Below are 16,183 nucleotides of genomic sequence, written 5' to 3' on the forward strand. Positions count from 1 at the left end.
GGCCCGACTCTCGGTTTGTCGTCACCCACCGGCAGTAGGAGCCGTATGCGGGAATTCCGCTCGTACGGATCTGTGCGGGGGGCGGCCGGTGACGGCCGTCCCTACCGCGATAGAAATCCGCGCCATACCTGGCGACCGAAACGCGCGGGCTGAGCCTGAAAAAAGTTCGCCGAACGCGCAGAAAACTGCGGAGTTGCGGGGCGATTCGAGGTAGACTCGGAGGCATGGAAAACGGCTCCACCGAGATCGTCGAGCTCCGCGCCCAACTGGCCGCCGCCCTTGCCCGGGCTGACGCCGCAGAGGCCGATCTGGCGCGGGAACGCGCCAAGGCCTCCAGCACCGAGGCGCTGATCGCCAGCCTGAAGCTGCACATCGAGAAGCTGCGCCGCGAGCTCTACGGCCAGCGCTCGGAGCGCAAGCAGCGCCTGCTCGAGCAGTACGAGTTCGAGCTGGAGGAGCTGGAGGCCAAGGCCACCGAGGACGAACTCGCCGCCGAGGACGCCGCCGCCAAGACCACCTCGGTGCAGGCGTTCGAACGTCGGCGCCCGGCGCGTCGACCGTTCCCCGAGCACCTGCCGCGCGAGCGCCGCGTCGAGCCGGCGCCGGAATGCTGCGAGGCGTGCGGCGCCGACAAGCTCGTCAAGCTGGGCGAGACGATCACCGAGACGCTGGAAAGCGTGCCGCGCCAGTGGAAGGTGATCCAGACGGTGCGCGAGAAGTTCAGTTGCCGCTGCTGCGAACACATCACCCAGCCGCCGGCGCCGTTCCATCCGGTGCCGCGGGCCTGGGCCGGGCCCAGCCTGCTGGCGATGATCCTCTACGAGAAGTTCGGCAACCACCAGCCGCTGAACAGGCAGAGTGAACGCTACGCGCTGGAGGGCGTCGAGCTCAGCGTGTCCACGCTGGCCGACCAGGTGGGCGCCTGCGCCCACGCGCTCAAGCCGCTGCACGACCTGATCGCCGAGCACGTCCTCGCCGCCGAGCGGCTGCACGGCGACGACACCACCGTCCCCGTGCTGGCCAGGGGCAAGACGGTGACCGGCCGGGCCTGGGTCTACGTGCGCGACGACGCGCCGTTCGGCGGCGCCAAGCCGGCCGCGCTGTTCAAGTGTTCCCGGCACCGCCGCGGCGAGCACCCGGCCGAGCACCTGAAGGACTTCACCGGCGTCCTGCAGGCCGACGCCTACGGCGGCTACAACGAGCTTTACGCGGCGGGCGCGATCAAACCGGCGTTCTGCTGGGCACACGGTCGGCGCAAGTTCTACGAACTGGCCGACATCGCCAAGACCGCGAAGCGCGGCAAACCCGCCCCGCCGATCTCGCCGCTGGCGCTGGCGGCGGTGAAACGCATCGACGCGGTGTTCGACATCGAGCGCGCGATCAACGGCCGTCCGCCGGACGAACGCCTGGCCGTGCGTCAGGAGACGGTCCGCCCGCTCGTTGACGACCTCGAAGTCTGGCTGCGCGAGAACCGCGCCGGCCTGTCTCGGCACGACGACGTCGCCCGGGCCATGGACTACATGCTCAAGCGCTGGACCGGGTTCAGCGCGTTCCTCGAGGACGGCCGCATCTGCCTGACCAACAACGCTGCCGAGCGGGCGCTGCGCGGGCTGGCCCTGGGAAGGAAATCGTGGCTGTTCGCCGGCTCCGATCGCGGCGGTCGTCGAGCCGCCGTCATCTACACACTGATCTTCACCGCGAAGATGAATGGAATCGATCCGCAGGCCTGGCTCGCCGAGGTCCTCGCCCGAATTGCCGGGCTCCCGCAGGCCCGGCTGCACGAGCTCCTGCCCTGGAACTGGAAGGCCGCTCGCCAGCCTGCTCAAGCAGCCTGAGCCGCGACCCTCACCGGATGCTTACGTAGGATCGCTGCGTCGCCGGCGACAAATTATGGACCGTCATGTCCTCGATCATTCGCCGGCGGAGCGAGCTCATCGTGGCCATCGGGGGATCTCCTGTTTGGTGTTGGCGCTGACAACAACCGCCATCATCCCAGACAGGAGGCCCCACAGGCTCATGACACCTTAATTCCCGGCGACAGCGGGTTCGTTCAATCTCTTTAATGGGCCGGTACCTAACCCCGCCCCGAGGGCGCCGCTATCAGGGGATAACCATCGCTGTACATCTTATCGCCCCCTCCAATCGCCGCTTTCATATATAGCCAAAGCGCATTCCCGGAACCACTCATCTCTGCACCTATCGCCATGAAACACGGGGCATAACTCGATCCATGCAAATATTTTCCGCATGCTCCATCGTTCGATTAAGAAGGTCCGCAACAACTTCATTGGTCATGTACGTAGGTTTTAAGCCGAGTTCCAGCAATCCAGTGTAAACTGGATTATAGTAATGCTCCTCGGCTTCCCGTCTTGGATTGGGAATGTTATCAATCGTCACGTTCAGGCCAATCTCTTTTGCCGCGTGCCTAATCTTTCCTGCAATTTCCAACACCGTGAAAGTTTCCGTCAGCTGGTTCAGGACACGCAGTTCACCCGGATCGACAGGGTTTCTTGCTGCCAGTTCAACGCACTGAAGCGTGTCGTTCAGATTCAAGTAGCCGCGCGTTTGTCCGCCACGACCGTATACAGTCAACGGAATACCTGCGACAGCCTGGACGAGGAATCGATTTACGACAGTGCCAAAAATGTCATCATAGTGAAAATTTGGAGCTAAACGCGGGTCCATAATAGATTCTGATGTCGATAAACCATAAACTGGGCCCTGCATTAGATCGGTGACTCGTAGTCGATATAATCGCGTATAGAAGTACAAAATATCAGTGTCTAAAATTTTTGTTGTATGATATAAAGATCCTGCAGCACGGGGAAAAAGGAAACGATCCTTGCGGCCTTTATGCTCTATATCGATGAACCCTTCCTCGATATCAATATTTGGTGTCCCATATTCACCCATTGTGCCCAATTTAATGATATGACAATTGGGGGCATGCGCTATAACAGCCCAAATAACATTGAATGTGGTTGTCAGGTTATTGGATAAAGTGAGAGCGGCCTGACGGCGACCGATCATCGAGTATGGCGCTGATGGCTGCTCGGCGTAGTGAACGACACACTCTGGTTGAAATTCCTCAAAAATCTCCGCAACGAATGCGTATTCGGCGAGATCGCCGATCCGTACGTCAATCTCGTGGCCCGAAACTGCCCGGAATATATCGGTACGGTCCTGCAAGTTTGGAGTGTTAACCAATGGCTCGGATCGCGTTTCCAGCGCAATCTGACGGCGTAAGTAATTGTCTACCGCCATCACTTGGTGGCCGCGGGCTGCGAAATGCATAGCGGTTGGCCAACCAAGATAGCCGTCGCCGCCAAGGATCAATATGCGCATTCTATAGTTCTCCTGTTAGGCTCAATGCAGGTCTGCGACATATTGGCGTCCGCGTACGGTGCCGCCGCCATGAATATCTCAGCTGCAGCCTCTGCGCCAAGATGGCGAGTGAGGTTTTCCGAAATGGCTCAGACCGCTTAAACCGCTGTCGCCTCGGCGTCGCCGCAAACCTGGAATAGAAAAGACTCGACCCGGCGCGTTCGCTCGTCAATGCTGAATTCGTTAGCTGCCGCGCATCGGCTTCGTTCTCCAAGACGCTGACGGAGTTCTGGGTGGTCGGCTAGATCGAGCATTGTTTGTGCCAATGCCTCGGGTGAACCCGCCGAGTAGAGACGTCCGCAATCATAAAACGAGACGATCGATTCGATCTCTCTGAGTCTAGGTGCAACTATAGGCAAGCCTGCAGCGGCATAATCAACCAGTTTTGTTGGCACTGCCCCTTCAAACAGTTCGCATTTGCTAAGCGTACATAATCCGATGTCCGCGGCTGCATAATAATCCCAAATAGATGCCCGAGAGAGTGGGGGGAGAAACTTAACATTGGCGAGATCAAGTCGCCGAGCTTCGAGTTCGAGTTCATGCCGATATACGCCATCGCCGATCAAAACGATACAGAGGTGCGGGTAATTGCGGAGGGCATCGGCCGCTTGAAGAACGATACTCAGATCGTTTGCATAGCCGAGTGTGCCAGCATAAAGCGCTACGACTTGCTTGGACCAGCCCTGGTCCCGACGAACGGCTTCCCGAGTTTCGGTATTGGTGTTGGTGGGCCGTTCCACAGCGCATCTTGCGACGAGTATGTTCGCGGAAGGTGTCTTATGGCGCACGCCCTCAGCAACCCCGTTCGTGAGTGCGATAACAGCGTCGGCATGACGATAGAGAAACACTTCAAGTGTTTCAGTTGCGCGAATTATCATGCGATTGCGGACAACGCCAAGGGTAACGACTGCTTCGGGCCAAAGATCGCGAATCTCCAGTACGAGTTTGGCCCCTACGATGCGTGCATAGACCCACGCAGTCAGTGCCGGGAATAATGGGGGGCTGGATGCAAGAACCACATGCGGTCGTCCAGCAGCAAAAAGTCCCGCAATGCACGTGAATGTAAAAAGAAAATAACTAATTATTCTTCGGAGCCGCGATCGGCTTTCTTCGTTGCCGGAATTTGTGCGAAAAACTTCAATTTCTCCATCCTGCTCGCGATATACAATACTCCACGGATTTTGTCTTGCACCGAACTTGCGTCGATCCATGTAGCCGTATCGGCCGGCAACGACGCGCACTGCGTGTCCGTTTCGGGATAGCGCTGCGGCGGTGTCTGCAAGAAGCGAAATTCCTGGTGACGCGCTGCGCTGATAGTATTGAGAGAGGATCGTAATCTTCATATCCGTTGATGCGCCAAGTGCTTGGGATGAATGGATGTAGCGTGCCGATTGACGCGTTGGCAACACCTCGTTATAGCGTAGCTATCCACTAACTTAACCAGTGTTGAATCTTCCATGTGCGGAATTGCCGGAATCTGCAACCTCTCTGATAGTGCTAAGCCTGTCGACCGGCGAGAAATTGCGGCTATGAACCGATTGATGGTTCACCGCGGACCCGATGACGAGGGCATATGGCTTTCTGACCGTGGTAATGTCGGCTTGGGACATAGGCGCTTGGAGATCATCGATCTGTCGTCTGCCGGTCATCAACCGATGGAGGGGGGCAGTGGAACGCAACTCGTATTCAACGGCGAGATTTATAATTACCGAGAATTGCGCAAGGAGTTGCGGGCATCTTGGGATTTTCACTCAAAAAGCGATAGCGAGGTCATTCTAGCCGCTTATGAAAAATGGGGAAAAGAATGCCCTCGGTATCTACGGGGGATGTTTGCGTTTGCGATATGGGATCCGCGCACGCAAAGCCTATTTGCAGCTCGTGACCGCTTCGGAATCAAGCCTTTTCATTATTTCACGAACGGAAATCAGCTGTTTTTTGCTTCAGAAATGAAGGCGTTGATGCCTTTTCTCGAGAATATAGAGACTGATTATATCGCTCTTTCAGAATATCTTGCGTTCCAATTTACTCTCGGCGACCAAACCATGTTCTATGGTGTACGCTCCCTTTCACCAGGACATATGATGAATATTTCTGGAGGGCAAATTCATATTGGAAAATACTGGGATATATCATACGAACTTGATTTCGACCATACACCAAAATTCTTTCACGAACGCCTACGTGAATTATTGGATGATTCGGTTCAAGCCCATCTCCTCGCCGATGTTCCTATCGGTAGCTATTTGTCTGGCGGGATCGATTCCAGTTTAATCGCGATTCTTGCCTCTCGCCATGACAAGCAGAACAATGCAGCATTTCACGGCAAATTTACAAGCCATCCCGGCTACGACGAAAGCAGATACGCGGAAGCGGCTGCGCGGGCCGGCGGCAAGGAACTACATCAAGCGTCCATGACTGCGGCCGATTTTCTTTCTAATATTGAGAAAGTTATTTATCATCTAGATCAGCCGACTGCGGGGCCAGGTTCCTTTCCACAGTTCATGATTTCAGGTCTCGCCGCCCAGCATGTAAAAGTTATTCTCGGCGGACAGGGCGGCGACGAGATCTTTGCCGGCTATGCTCGATATCTGATTGCATATTTTGAGCAATGCCTGAAAGCCGCGATTGAGGGGACATATCACAACGGTGACTTCGTTGTGACTGCCGAGTCGATCATTCCGAATCTGTCAAGCCTGGAAGAGTATAAGCCACTCCTAAAACAATTTTGGGAGCACGGGCTGTTTGACGACTTGGATGAGCGCTATTTGCGGCTCATTGACCGCTCTGCCGATATGGATGGCGAAGTCGACCCAACTTGTCTGAACCGGGAATCTGTTGTCCGTAACTTCCAAGGCGTATTCAACGGCAACGGGAGTGTGCATCATCGCGCTTACCTGGACAAAATGACTCATTTCGATTTCAAGACATTGCTGCCCGCCCTGCTGCACGTAGAAGACCGGGTGAGCATGGCTCATAGTCTAGAAAGCCGCGTACCACTATTGGATCATCCTCTCATTGAGTTCGTCGCTACCGTCCCGGCGGACGTCAAGTTCCGAGACGGAAAGATGAAAACCATGCTGAAACAGGCATACAGCGACGTACTGCCGAAGAGTATCCTTGGTCGGCGAGATAAGATGGGATTCCCGGTTCCATTGAACGAATGGTACCAGGGAGAGCTTCGGGATTTTGTGCAGGATATATTTGGTAGTCAGTGCGCACGTCAAAGAGACATTTTCAATGTTGATAGAATTCGAAATTCAATTGACGAGAATAGAAGATTTAGTCGAAAACTTTGGGGCTTGATGTCGATTGAACTTTGGCACCGCCAATTTCATGACCAAGCTCAATCCTACCGTAGTTACGTGAATAACCCCCCTGAGAACATGTCTGTCGACGTTTGAAGAAGGCCGGCTGTTTTCTTGGGATTGGGAAGGCGTCTGAATAGATAGTGGACGCTGGCCGTTTGACGCAATTTGCTCTGACATGGCCAAGATGGCGCAACGGGTGTACAGTGATGGTTATCGCCTAACAGTGCCGCCTTTGGTGCGCGGTCAGGTGGCGGTTGCGTGAGTTTGTTGCGTTCCGGTTTTTCACTCGTTTTCTGGGGGTTTCGGGATTCCGTCCTTCAACGCCTGCAAGAGCGTGCGGCCTTTGATGCCACGCCCCTGATGCGGGCGTTTGGAATTGTAGTGTAGCAGGTAGGGCCTTGGCTGTTTTGAACAGCTCTTCCACTTGCATCAAATCGCGGTACCTGAGCACCGCCTGGAGCGGTGGGATGCGGGCGTTGGTGCGCAGGACGAAGATGCCCTCGTAGCGCGCCTCGTCGGCGAGCTTGCCGGGGTCGATCTCGAAGGCCCTGTGCCCGCGGTCGGTGGCGCGGAGATAGCGCCGGTAGGCGGAGTTGCCGATCAGCGCCTTGTCGCCGCGCTCGAGCTGGCGCGCCAGCCCGTCGACGATCGCCTGCCGGTCGGCGCGGTCCTTTTCCGCCTCGGCCTCGTTGCGGCACACGATGTAGCGCCTGCCCCGGACCACGACCTCCTTGACGAACAACTGGGTCTCACCCCTGGCGCGCTCGACCAACGGGGGCGTGAAGGGCGTGGCGTCGTCCAGCACGACGTCGCGCACCCACTTGTCGGTGCGCTCGCGCACGCCTGGCACGTACTCCAGTCCGCGTGCCTTCAGGCTGTCGATGGTCTCGGCCGAGATCATGCCGCGCTCGGCGACCGCATTCTTGCGGCTGAGGTTCTTGGCGACGCGCTGCTTGGTGTGCCCCGCCTCGCCGACGGTCTCCACGAGGTAGAGGTAGGTGTAGCCGCGAATTCGCTTCTCACGCACGAACATAGAGACGGCATCCTGGGATCGGTCGCTATGTCAAGCGAAACCGCGCCAAACGGGGAAAATATTAGCATCACACTTCGCGGTGCTGAAAGCGTAAACCGCAATTTTCTGCGGTTTTCCGGGCGTCAAAGCGTCGAAATCGGCCTTTCACTGTCCAAGATCAGTCTGGCGCGCCCGGCCTTGTCTTTGCCGCCGTTGACCCGAGAGGTCATCCCGATCTGGTCGCCGCGCTCCCGCTGATAGGTGAACTCCGTCCTGTCCTGCAGCAACAGGATCGGGCCCGTGGTCGCGGCGAACCGACCGTGCGTCGCCTCGAAATGACCGGTGAGGATCTCTTCTTCGCTGCCCCGGTCGTTCGAAAAGAAGCGATAGGCAGCTTTTGTATTGGCCCCACCCTGGCACGCCAAAGGGGTGCTCTCTCGCATGTCGCCCTCCATCTGCTCCAGCAGCTTGCGAAGCCGTTTGCTCAGCCGCTCGTCTACGAAGCTGGAGCTGGCAAGCTCACGATCAAGCCATGCGCCCGTCGCTCCATCCATCGGCACCGCTCCCCCGCGATTCGGTGCCCGACAAGAAATCATGACCGATTCCGGCCACGCAACAAAGTACGTGCCCCTCAGAGCGTTCGACTAAGTGTGGGCAATTGAAAGCCTCACCGGTACCGTGAAACGCAAAACCGGAGAGAAGAAACGCTGATACCCGCATGCGCCATTCATGCGCTGGCGAAGGCTTCCAGTTTGCGATGAAGAATCCCGAAGACGTCATTCTCGGTAATCACCTGACCTCGACGCCGAGGCGGCGCAGTGCCCCCTCGAGCACGTCCTTGCTTACGTCCCCGATCTGCTCGCTCGGCTGGGGCTGAGTGGCGAGTTCGTACCGCTCGCCGGGCTCGACGACGCGATAGATGGCGCCGGCGGCGAGCTTACTCTCCGTCTCCATGGTGCAGCAGGCGGCAGGGCGCACCCAGATTTTCGCGCCCGAGCATAGGAAGCGTCAGTGCGCGCGGCGATAATGCGCGGCGATCTTGCAGCCCCACCGGCGAACCAGTTGAACGAGGCCGTCGCGCGCCGGATCCTCGGCCTTGGGCATTTCTCCTGCCCCCGCGCCGCGGCAGCGCGAGTTCGCGCGGCATTTGCTTGATCAGCAGGGCCGTCGCCTGCTTCTCACCCTGCGGGACCAGATAACGGCAACGCCCCCCAGGGTGCGCTTCGAACAGGCGATGTCCGCCCTCCCGGACCGTGACCTCGGCGCCGTTGCCAGAAGGCCAAGCCTCAAGGATCAGCAGACGGAGGCCCTTGGGGCTCGAACAAACGGCCATGGTGGTCCCGGAGGGCACCTGAGTTCCGGCCGCCTGCGCCTGCCGGCCCGTTTTCTCGGGCAGGACGGCGTCCTCCGCCTCCGCTTTCGTCTCCCGGCGCGACCGCTGGGCTGCGTCGATGAGCGGCCCCTCGCATCGTTGGAACAAGGTGGGCAGCAGGTGGCCGACGCTATCCGGCTGATGCACAACCGGGAGAGTAGTCGAAGGGCCGTTGATCTCGTCGAGCATGGTTTCTCCTCCGTAAGGGTTTTCCGGATTGGCAGCGGGCTCAGGCGGCCCAGTGGTCGATGGACGGGAGGTTGAACTGCGTAATCGTGTCGGCCGCCAGCGCCTCGGCCAGACCGGGGGGCTGGTGATCGGGGTCGAGGCAGGCGAGCTTGCGCACCACGTGCGTGTGGACCCAAACAGCGAGTGGCTCGCGCACCTGGCCGCCGCCGATGGCTGCCGTCACCGGGAAAATCTCGACAACCTCACCGGCGAGACGATGCGAGATCGACTCCCACTGTTCGAGAGCTGCCGGCGAGAATTGCCGGCATGCGCAGTCCGGCGTCTTGAATGCGTTGGCCAGCTTGAAGCCGGGGCGGGCGGAATGCCGACGGCCCGGGCGAAGGTGAAATACTGGCAATAGCTATTGCCGAAATAGGCAAGCGTCTGCGTGTCCATTTCTTTTCTCCCCGCAAGCTTGGCCGCGTCGGGCACAACCCGGCTGGCGCGGGATTCAGGGAATCTTCCGGCAACAGCGGCGGGCTTGCGCTACTCGGGTTTCTGGTTCGGGGAAACGCCCACGTCGTCCGGCGGACGCGATGCGACTGCAAAGCGTCCACCGCCCGCGGCGGCGGAGCACCGATGGCCTGGAGCTGAATACGGGGAGAAACGATCCGGACTCGCGCCGGATCGAAGTCGTCAGTGACTTACCGTCCGACGGAGGTTCACACCGCCACGACCCGCAACAGACCGGGCGCCGAGCGCGCTATCGGTATGTTGAGATTCGGGGTCATGCGATCCTATTCGTCATTTGTGTTCGACGTTCTGAAGCGAACGTTCGATCCATGCGTGGAGCGCTCGGCTCTACGTTGTAGAGTACTTCGCCTCCGATCACTCTTTCTTGTAGCCAGTATCTACTACAAAAGAATGGGTAAGAGCCGGCCAGGGCCTGTTCAAGGAAAAATTTGTCGGGGTGCAAACGCAAGGGCCGGCATCGGCATAGCCGGGGCGGCCGGCCTGGCTCCGTTCGTCGGCGATAACCTGGTGCTTTGGAAGGACCTGGCATAGACGTATCCTGGGGTGAGTCTTGCCAGTGTGCGCCCAGTTACGAAGATGACGACGTCTTGCCGCTGAGATCGTCCCCGCAGGGTGTAGAAAAGCCCCAAACCCGATTGCGGAAGCCGTGACATCGGAAAGGATGGAACGCGAGCCATGCCGGTCATGGCCGGCGGGGGCCCGGTTCGCCGTCGTGTCCGAGGTCAGAGGAAAGGTTTCGCGCCAGGGGCCGGTTGACCAGCTCTTCGATGCGCCGTCGCAACGCGGTGTCCGGCGTTGTCTCGAGCCAGCGCTCGAGCGTGTGCTGTACCCGGTGGCTGAGCGCGGCGTCGGCGGTCGCGTCCGGCCGTGTTGGACAGCGCGAAAGTCATCGCCAGATACGCAATTCGGTGATCCTGGCTTTGGTCCATGGCGTCGCGGAAATGCGTCGTCAGATCGTCGAGCTCTCGGGCGAGCCGCTCGGCGGTCTGATCCAGGGCCGCCAGCCGCCCCTCGTCGCACGCCCCGCGTTGCACCACGCGGATGCGTTCGACGACCGCATCGTACTCCCGGATGCACTCACAGAACCTGTAGAACGACCGCGGCATTTGGGCGCGTCGTGCACTGATGTACGGGATCCGTTCGTTAAGAGCGTTGAAATCTGTCGTCACGTCTTCGTCCCCTCTTCAATCGACCTTCTACCAAAATGGTTCGGAATTATGCGCCGTATGTCAAAGATCATATTGTCGTGTTTCATATATACGTTATATTACGGTTTGCTGTGATATTTCTTTTATTTAGGATAGACAGGGAAAATTTTTCATAAATATTTGAGGCTGTGTGGAGACTTGTCGTGCCGTTTCATGCGTGAGCACACTGGATATAGTCAGCGCAGCCAAAGCAGGGTAGTTGACATCCTGATCCACATTGCATGCCGCCACGAGTCATGAAAGGGTTCCGTCGGCCCATTTTCACGGCTTCATCGCACGGTCGAGGTGCGGCTCGGACGGGCGCACTATTACGGCCTTCGCGCTGGGAGCGCTTAACGGGCGGGGCCTCTGGAATGTATTTCGGCCCGGGCAAACCGGCTCATGCCAGCAAGCCGCACGGTGGCGACTTCGACAGCCGCGGGCCGCGGTAATCGGGAGTGACGGAGTGCTTGCCCGCGCAGTGCGCGTGCGTAGTGCCGGCCGGCGGTGGCGGCGGCGGCGTGGCCCATCATGGCCGCAACCTCCTGCCGGCTGTGCGTACATTTGGCCCGGGCAGCGAACGCGTGGCGCGTGGTGTAAAGCGTGATGTGTCGCTTGCGCCGCGGCCAGAGACGGCGGCAGACGCGCTGGAGCAGTTTCGCGGCGCCGACTTGCCAGCGTTCGAAAGTGCCGGCGTTGTGCCGGCCGGCGAGGCGTCCGGCACAATGGGCGACGGCGGTGACCTCGTCCCGCGACATCGTCTCGAGGAATAGGGTCCGGGTCGCCCCGTTCCCGCGGCCGTTCGACGTCTTGCCGCTTGCAAGCACCAGCGCTGGGCCGCCGGTGGCCGGATGCGCCTTGAGGAACCGCGCCCGCCGCCATTCGAATATACGCGCGCCGATGAGACGGTTGACGAGGAGCAATGCCCGCAAGTCGCCGGCGTACTGCGACCGGCTCTGGCGCAGGGCGGTGTCAATCTGCCGGAGATCGCGGTCCGTGATACGTTTCGACTTCTTGGCCGAAGTGAGTGCGCCACGCTTCGTGCCATGGCCTGCGGGCGGCCTTGCAATGCGCCGCCATGCGGCCTCGTCCGGCGCCAGCCAGCCGAGTTCGACAGCGTGGCGCAGCGCCGCGCGGTACTGCCGCAGGGTAGCCCGGCTGGCCCGAGCGGTATCATTCAGGACATGCTCGATGACGCTTGCCAAGCTGATGCAATCTGCTCGGCAATCGTGGGCTCTCGCCGCCCGGGCGACCAGTCGTCGCGCCAGTTCCGCATAGCGATGTTCGGTTGCGCGGGTGCGGGTGACCTCGCGACCGGTGGTATCCTGAATCTGCTGCATATCCCGATCTCCTGCCGTTACTCGGACAAAGCTTTGTCGGAGGTTGTGCAAGTCACAAGAAATACCGGTGCTCCAGGCAGTTGCCGTTGCGCGTCAGGTTGTTATTGACGGAAACGGCAAATCGTAGCGTGGAAACGGGAATACGTGCATGCATTCTTGATGCATTTTAACTGACGCGTTGCTTTCGCGAATTGGTGCACGCTGGCAGGGGGCAGAAGTTTGGTCTACCTCCAGGAATTTAGACCAACGTTTTCGGCGGAGCATATAATTGCCATGAATCAATTATCTGCCTTTGCATTCCGGATTGCCACGGCGCCGGATGGCCCGCTCGATCGCATGATGTCCGATTGCGCATGAATGGAGTTCCGTGCATCAACGGGCAATGCCGATAGTGAGATATCCATGCGTTGCGTTATGATGAGACAGTCTCCCGCGAAACAAAGGTGACTTCCCAGCTATCACCGCGCTGATGGGCTTTCGAATGAAACCCCCGTTGCCCCAGGAGACGACGTAGCGGCACCGGGTGAAAGGGAGCCTGGACAAGCAACGCGCCGCCCGGCGGGAGTTCCGCGACTGCGTCGAGAATCGCCAGCAGCGGTTCATGGCCCGCCTCGAAGATCGGCCGGGTATCCAGAACCGCAGCCGGTCCGGCATCGGTCTGCTCCACCAATTCCGCCGATGTATCCGTCTCGCTGAGTTCCGCCAGTTCGCCGCCGTTGGCCAGGTGGGTCAGGTCGTCCGGCGACGTTCCCAGCATCGCGGCGGTGTCGGCAAGCGAAAGGCGCCGCGCGGTCTCTTCATTCAACAGCACCCGATGAAACCTGGCGATCGTCCCGTCCAGCTCTAGCAGGCGGTCGAAAAGGTCTTCGCGGCTCATCAAGGCGTCGAACAACGGTGATTTGCTGTCGAGGGGACGAGACATGATCGCGGGCTCCCTTGTCACACTGGCGGTATCCGGATTGGCGCTTCTTCCTGCACGTGTGGGAACCTTGCGGCATGGCGGGATCGCTTGGGTTGCGCTGGCGCAAATATGCGGCGGGAACGTGATGCAATCGTTCGGCCGGACGCGCCGTGGCGTCGCGGTCGCCACGTCTATTACAGCTTGAGCCCGACAGTCGTCGCACCCCCTGAAGGCAGTGCATTCTCGCTGGCACATGTAAACTGGGAAAATGTGTGTATTCAGCAAACCGCTATATTGAAAATATTCAAAATTTAAAACGTGGAGTATCAATAAATCCAATTGATATGAGTCATTTTCAGGCGTCCTTATAGATGAAATGCACATGCAGGCGAATGCAGAAGTGAGAGAGAACGTGGCAGGGATCGCACGACGCATCACACCGATCACGCCGCTGGGTTGGTTGGCCCGGCCGCTGCCGGTTTGGCCGGTCGAGCGCGTGCTGGACGAACTGGCGCGGCGGATCGTCCGGCGGAACCCCACTCTGTTCGACCGGCTCCCGCTCACGGAAGCAGCGCGGCTGCGCCTGCTGCCGCTGGACCTGCCCTGGCAGATCGTCATTCGGGTCGCGCAGGAGGGCGTCCGTGTGAGCGTGCTGGATAAGCAGACAAAGTCACCGGCGTGCGATGCATCCATCGAAGGTCCGCTCGAGCGGCTCGTCGCCTCCGCGAGCGGGGATGGCGACGGCGACGCCATGTTCTTCGCCGGCGACATCCGCGTGACGGGCGATACGGAGTTGATCCTGGCCATTCGCAACGCGCTCGACGACGCCGATGTCGATCCGGCCGGTGAACTGGCCGCCATGACCGGTCCTTTTGCGGGCATGGCCCGGCGCCTGGGGATGATGGCGGATCGGATCTATCGGAATGCGTCGTCCGGCCTCGATCTGGTTCGCGCCGATATCACGGCGCCCATTGCAGCGCGTGTTGATGCGCAGGGGCGTGAGGTGCAGCGCCTGCGGACCGAGGTCGAGCGTCTGAACCGCCGGGCGCGCCGCGGCGTGGGAGAGACCGGATCGTGAGCGTGCCCGCACCGGAGCTGGTTTGTCCGGCGGGAACGCCCGCTGCCCTGCGCGCGGCCGTCGAAGCGGGGGCGGACGCCGTTTACGTCGGCTTTCGCGACGAGACCAATGCGCGGAATTTCCCGGGACTCAACTTCTCCCGCGCGGAATTGGAGGCTGCTGTCGATTGCGCCCGTGCGCGCGGTGCGAAGGTCTATCTGGCCGTGAACACCTTCGCCCGGGCCGGCGCGATGGCTCCCTGGCGCATGGCCATCGCCGACGCCGCGACCATCGGCGTGGATGCGGTCATTCTGGCTGATATCGGCATCCTCGACGAGGCTTCGCGGCGATACCCCGACTTGCGGCTGCACCTTTCCGTCCAGGCCAGTGCCGCGCACGCCGGCGCCCTGGCTTATTACCACCGCAACTTCGGGGTCCGGCGTGTCGTCCTGCCCAGGGTTTTGACGCTGGACGGTATCGCGCGGGTGGGCGCGAACGCGCCCGTCGAGACCGAGGTCTTCGTGTTCGGCGGCATGTGCCCGATGGCCGAGGGGCGATGCCACCTGTCGTCCTATGCCACTGGCCAGTCGCCCAATACGGCGGGCGTATGCTCCCCGGCAAGCCATGTGCGCTACGAGGAGCATGCCGGCGGCCTGACCACCCGGCTCGGAACATTTACCATCAATCGTTTCGAGCCTGGCGAAGCGGCGGGCTATCCCACCCTGTGCAAGGGGAGGTTCAGGGTTCGCGACGAATCCCGCTACATTTTCGAGGACCCGGTAAGCCTCGATGCGCGCGCGGTGATGCCGGACCTGATCGCAAGCGGGGTTGCGGCGTTGAAGATCGAGGGACGGCAGCGGGGCCGCGCCTACATCGCGCGGGTCGTTGCGGAGGTACGGGCAGCGCGCGACGCGGCGTTGCGCGGCGACGGGATGGCTGGCGACGGTCTGGCGGCGTTTTCCGAGGGCGCGGCGCGCTCGACCGGCGCGTTGAAAAAGGAATGGCGATGATCGGGGAACTCACGCTCGGCCCGCTTCTCTATCACTGGCCGGGCCACAAGTGGCGGGATTTCTATTTTCGCATCGCCGACGAGGCGCCGGTCGATGCGGTGTACCTGGGCGAAGTGGTGTGCCCGAAGCGCTGGCCCCTGCAGGCGTCCTATCTTCCCGAGGTGACCGAGCGCCTGGAGCGTGCCGGCAAGACTGTCGTATTCACGACGCCCGCCCTCGTCGCCGAGGACGCCGACATGGCCCTGGTGCGCGAGATGTCGGCGGAGGAACGGCTTATCGAAGCCAACGATGTCGCGGCTTTCGAGATTCTGGAGGGACAGCCGCATGTCGTTGGCCCCTACATAAATATCTACAACGAGGCCACGCTCGCACGGCTTCACGATCATGGCGCGCTGCGAGCGGTGCTGCCGGTCGAGCTGCCCTCTGCCTCGCTGGCGGCTCTGGCGGCCGGGCGGGGGCCGGAGCTGGAGGTACAGGTGTTCGGCCGCTGGCCTCTCGCGATCTCGGCCCGCTGTTATCATGCGCGTGCCTATGGGCGGACCAAGGCGACCTGTCAGTACGCCTGTGGGGATGACCCGGACGGTCTGGACGTGCGAACCCTCGACGGCGAGGCCTTCCTGACGATCAATGGCGTACAAACGCAGTCGAACGCCTATGCCTGCCTGATTCACGAAATGCCCGGACTCCGCCGGGACGGAGTCAGCGGTTTTCGACTCTCGCCGCAAGCCGTCGATATGGTTGGCGTCGCGAACGCCTACCGCGGTATTCTGGATGGCAGCCTGGGGCCGGCGGCGGCCGTCGCCCGGATAGGCGACCTCGCGGGCGCGACGCCCCTGGCGAACGGCTTCTATTATGAGCGTGCCGGTGCCGAGTGGATCGAGGCGGGTTCATAGGACGCCGCCAAGCGGTG

Annotated in this window: 14 protein-coding genes and 1 pseudogene; 5 read left to right on the forward strand and 10 right to left on the reverse strand. The window is 60.4% G+C overall.

Annotated elements, in window-relative coordinates:
* The first annotated feature begins 224 nt into the window (after positions 1-224).
* Positions 225-1,835, forward strand: coding sequence for an IS66 family transposase (gene tnpC, locus DRB17_RS19320; RefSeq protein WP_114583874.1), 1,611 nt, complete (start codon positions 225-227; stop codon positions 1,833-1,835).
* Between the two features lie 361 nt (positions 1,836-2,196).
* On the opposite strand, the gene DRB17_RS19330 is transcribed toward tnpC, so the two are convergent.
* Positions 2,197-3,345, reverse strand: coding sequence for an NAD-dependent epimerase/dehydratase family protein (locus DRB17_RS19330; protein ID WP_114583875.1), 1,149 nt, complete (start codon positions 3,343-3,345; stop codon positions 2,197-2,199).
* Positions 3,346-3,482: 137 nt separating this feature from the next.
* Positions 3,483-4,727 (reverse strand): glycosyltransferase family 4 protein, encoded by a 1,245-nt coding sequence (locus DRB17_RS19335; protein ID WP_114583876.1) that lies wholly within the window; start codon positions 4,725-4,727, stop codon positions 3,483-3,485.
* Between the two features lie 114 nt (positions 4,728-4,841).
* Here DRB17_RS19335 and asnB point away from each other — a divergent pair, with 114 nt between their 5' ends.
* Positions 4,842-6,785 carry an asparagine synthase (glutamine-hydrolyzing) gene (gene asnB / locus DRB17_RS19340; protein ID WP_114583877.1) on the forward strand — a complete coding sequence of 648 codons (1,944 nt, stop codon included), beginning with the start codon at positions 4,842-4,844 and terminating at the stop codon, positions 6,783-6,785.
* A gap of 289 nt (positions 6,786-7,074) precedes the next feature.
* Here asnB and DRB17_RS20790 read toward each other — a convergent pair.
* The 8 genes and pseudogenes from DRB17_RS20790 to DRB17_RS20390 form a co-directional block, all read right to left on the reverse strand.
* Positions 7,075-7,725: pseudogene (locus tag DRB17_RS20790) on the reverse strand (IS1634 family transposase); the annotation flags it as partial.
* 122 nt (positions 7,726-7,847) lie between these two features.
* Positions 7,848-8,258: an IS4/Tn5 family transposase DNA-binding protein gene (locus DRB17_RS19350; protein WP_161958905.1), complete on the reverse strand. Its 411-nt coding sequence runs from the start codon at positions 8,256-8,258 to the stop codon at positions 7,848-7,850.
* 235 nt (positions 8,259-8,493) lie between these two features.
* On the reverse strand, positions 8,494-8,658 hold the full coding sequence (locus DRB17_RS20310) for a hypothetical protein (RefSeq protein ID WP_153242391.1): 165 nt from the start codon (positions 8,656-8,658) through the stop codon (positions 8,494-8,496).
* Positions 8,642-9,265, reverse strand: a complete 624-nt coding sequence (locus DRB17_RS19355; protein WP_114583879.1) for a hypothetical protein — start codon at positions 9,263-9,265, stop codon at positions 8,642-8,644. The genes DRB17_RS20310 and DRB17_RS19355 overlap by 17 nt, the downstream gene beginning before the upstream one ends.
* A 40-nt stretch (positions 9,266-9,305) precedes the next feature.
* Positions 9,306-9,662: a hypothetical protein gene (locus tag DRB17_RS19360; protein WP_114583880.1), complete on the reverse strand. Its 357-nt coding sequence runs from the start codon at positions 9,660-9,662 to the stop codon at positions 9,306-9,308.
* Between the two features lie 838 nt (positions 9,663-10,500).
* Entirely contained in the window at positions 10,501-10,947 is a 447-nt protein-coding gene (locus DRB17_RS19365) for a hypothetical protein (RefSeq protein WP_147274972.1), read from the reverse strand.
* Between the two features lie 371 nt (positions 10,948-11,318).
* Entirely contained in the window at positions 11,319-12,305 is a 987-nt protein-coding gene (locus DRB17_RS19370) for a hypothetical protein (protein ID WP_114583882.1), read from the reverse strand.
* Positions 12,306-12,717: 412 nt separating this feature from the next.
* Positions 12,718-13,227, reverse strand: coding sequence for a DUF2249 domain-containing protein (locus DRB17_RS20390; RefSeq protein WP_161958906.1), 510 nt, complete (start codon positions 13,225-13,227; stop codon positions 12,718-12,720).
* A gap of 361 nt (positions 13,228-13,588) precedes the next feature.
* On the opposite strand from DRB17_RS20390, the gene ubiT reads away from it, so the two are divergent.
* Genes ubiT through ubiV form a run of 3 tightly spaced genes read left to right on the forward strand, consistent with a single transcriptional unit; the run spans position 13,589 to position 16,166 of the window.
* Positions 13,589-14,284, forward strand: a complete 696-nt coding sequence (gene ubiT, locus DRB17_RS19380) for a ubiquinone anaerobic biosynthesis accessory factor UbiT (RefSeq protein WP_161958907.1) — start codon at positions 13,589-13,591, stop codon at positions 14,282-14,284.
* Positions 14,281-15,273, forward strand: a complete 993-nt coding sequence (ubiU, locus tag DRB17_RS19385) for a ubiquinone anaerobic biosynthesis protein UbiU (RefSeq protein ID WP_421779257.1) — start codon at positions 14,281-14,283, stop codon at positions 15,271-15,273. Before ubiT ends, ubiU begins: the two co-directional genes overlap by 4 nt.
* Positions 15,270-16,166 (forward strand): ubiquinone anaerobic biosynthesis protein UbiV, encoded by an 897-nt coding sequence (ubiV, locus tag DRB17_RS19390; RefSeq protein WP_114583885.1) that lies wholly within the window; start codon positions 15,270-15,272, stop codon positions 16,164-16,166. Before ubiU ends, ubiV begins: the two co-directional genes overlap by 4 nt.
* Positions 16,167-16,183 lie beyond the last annotated feature (17 nt).

This window comes from Ferruginivarius sediminum, assembly GCF_003344765.1.
Taxonomy (GTDB): domain Bacteria; phylum Pseudomonadota; class Alphaproteobacteria; order Kiloniellales; family Rhodovibrionaceae; genus Ferruginivarius; species Ferruginivarius sediminum.

What these genes read in the sequence shown, in the direction of transcription:
- ubiV (WP_114583885.1), top strand. Translation starts at nt 15,270, where the DNA reads ATGATCGGGGAACTCACGCTCGGCCCGCTTCTCTATCACTGGCCGGGC.
- DRB17_RS20310 (WP_153242391.1), bottom strand. Translation starts at nt 8,658, where the DNA reads ATGGAGACGGAGAGTAAGCTCGCCGCCGGCGCCATCTATCGCGTCGTC.
- asnB (WP_114583877.1), top strand. Translation starts at nt 4,842, where the DNA reads ATGTGCGGAATTGCCGGAATCTGCAACCTCTCTGATAGTGCTAAGCCT.
- tnpC (WP_114583874.1), top strand. Translation starts at nt 225, where the DNA reads ATGGAAAACGGCTCCACCGAGATCGTCGAGCTCCGCGCCCAACTGGCC.
- DRB17_RS19370 (WP_114583882.1), bottom strand. Translation starts at nt 12,305, where the DNA reads ATGCAGCAGATTCAGGATACCACCGGTCGCGAGGTCACCCGCACCCGC.
- DRB17_RS19350 (WP_161958905.1), bottom strand. Translation starts at nt 8,258, where the DNA reads ATGGATGGAGCGACGGGCGCATGGCTTGATCGTGAGCTTGCCAGCTCC.
- ubiT (WP_161958907.1), top strand. Translation starts at nt 13,589, where the DNA reads ATGCAGGCGAATGCAGAAGTGAGAGAGAACGTGGCAGGGATCGCACGA.
- DRB17_RS19330 (WP_114583875.1), bottom strand. Translation starts at nt 3,345, where the DNA reads ATGCGCATATTGATCCTTGGCGGCGACGGCTATCTTGGTTGGCCAACC.
- DRB17_RS19355 (WP_114583879.1), bottom strand. Translation starts at nt 9,265, where the DNA reads ATGCTCGACGAGATCAACGGCCCTTCGACTACTCTCCCGGTTGTGCAT.
- DRB17_RS19335 (WP_114583876.1), bottom strand. Translation starts at nt 4,727, where the DNA reads ATGAAGATTACGATCCTCTCTCAATACTATCAGCGCAGCGCGTCACCA.
- DRB17_RS20390 (WP_161958906.1), bottom strand. Translation starts at nt 13,227, where the DNA reads ATGTCTCGTCCCCTCGACAGCAAATCACCGTTGTTCGACGCCTTGATG.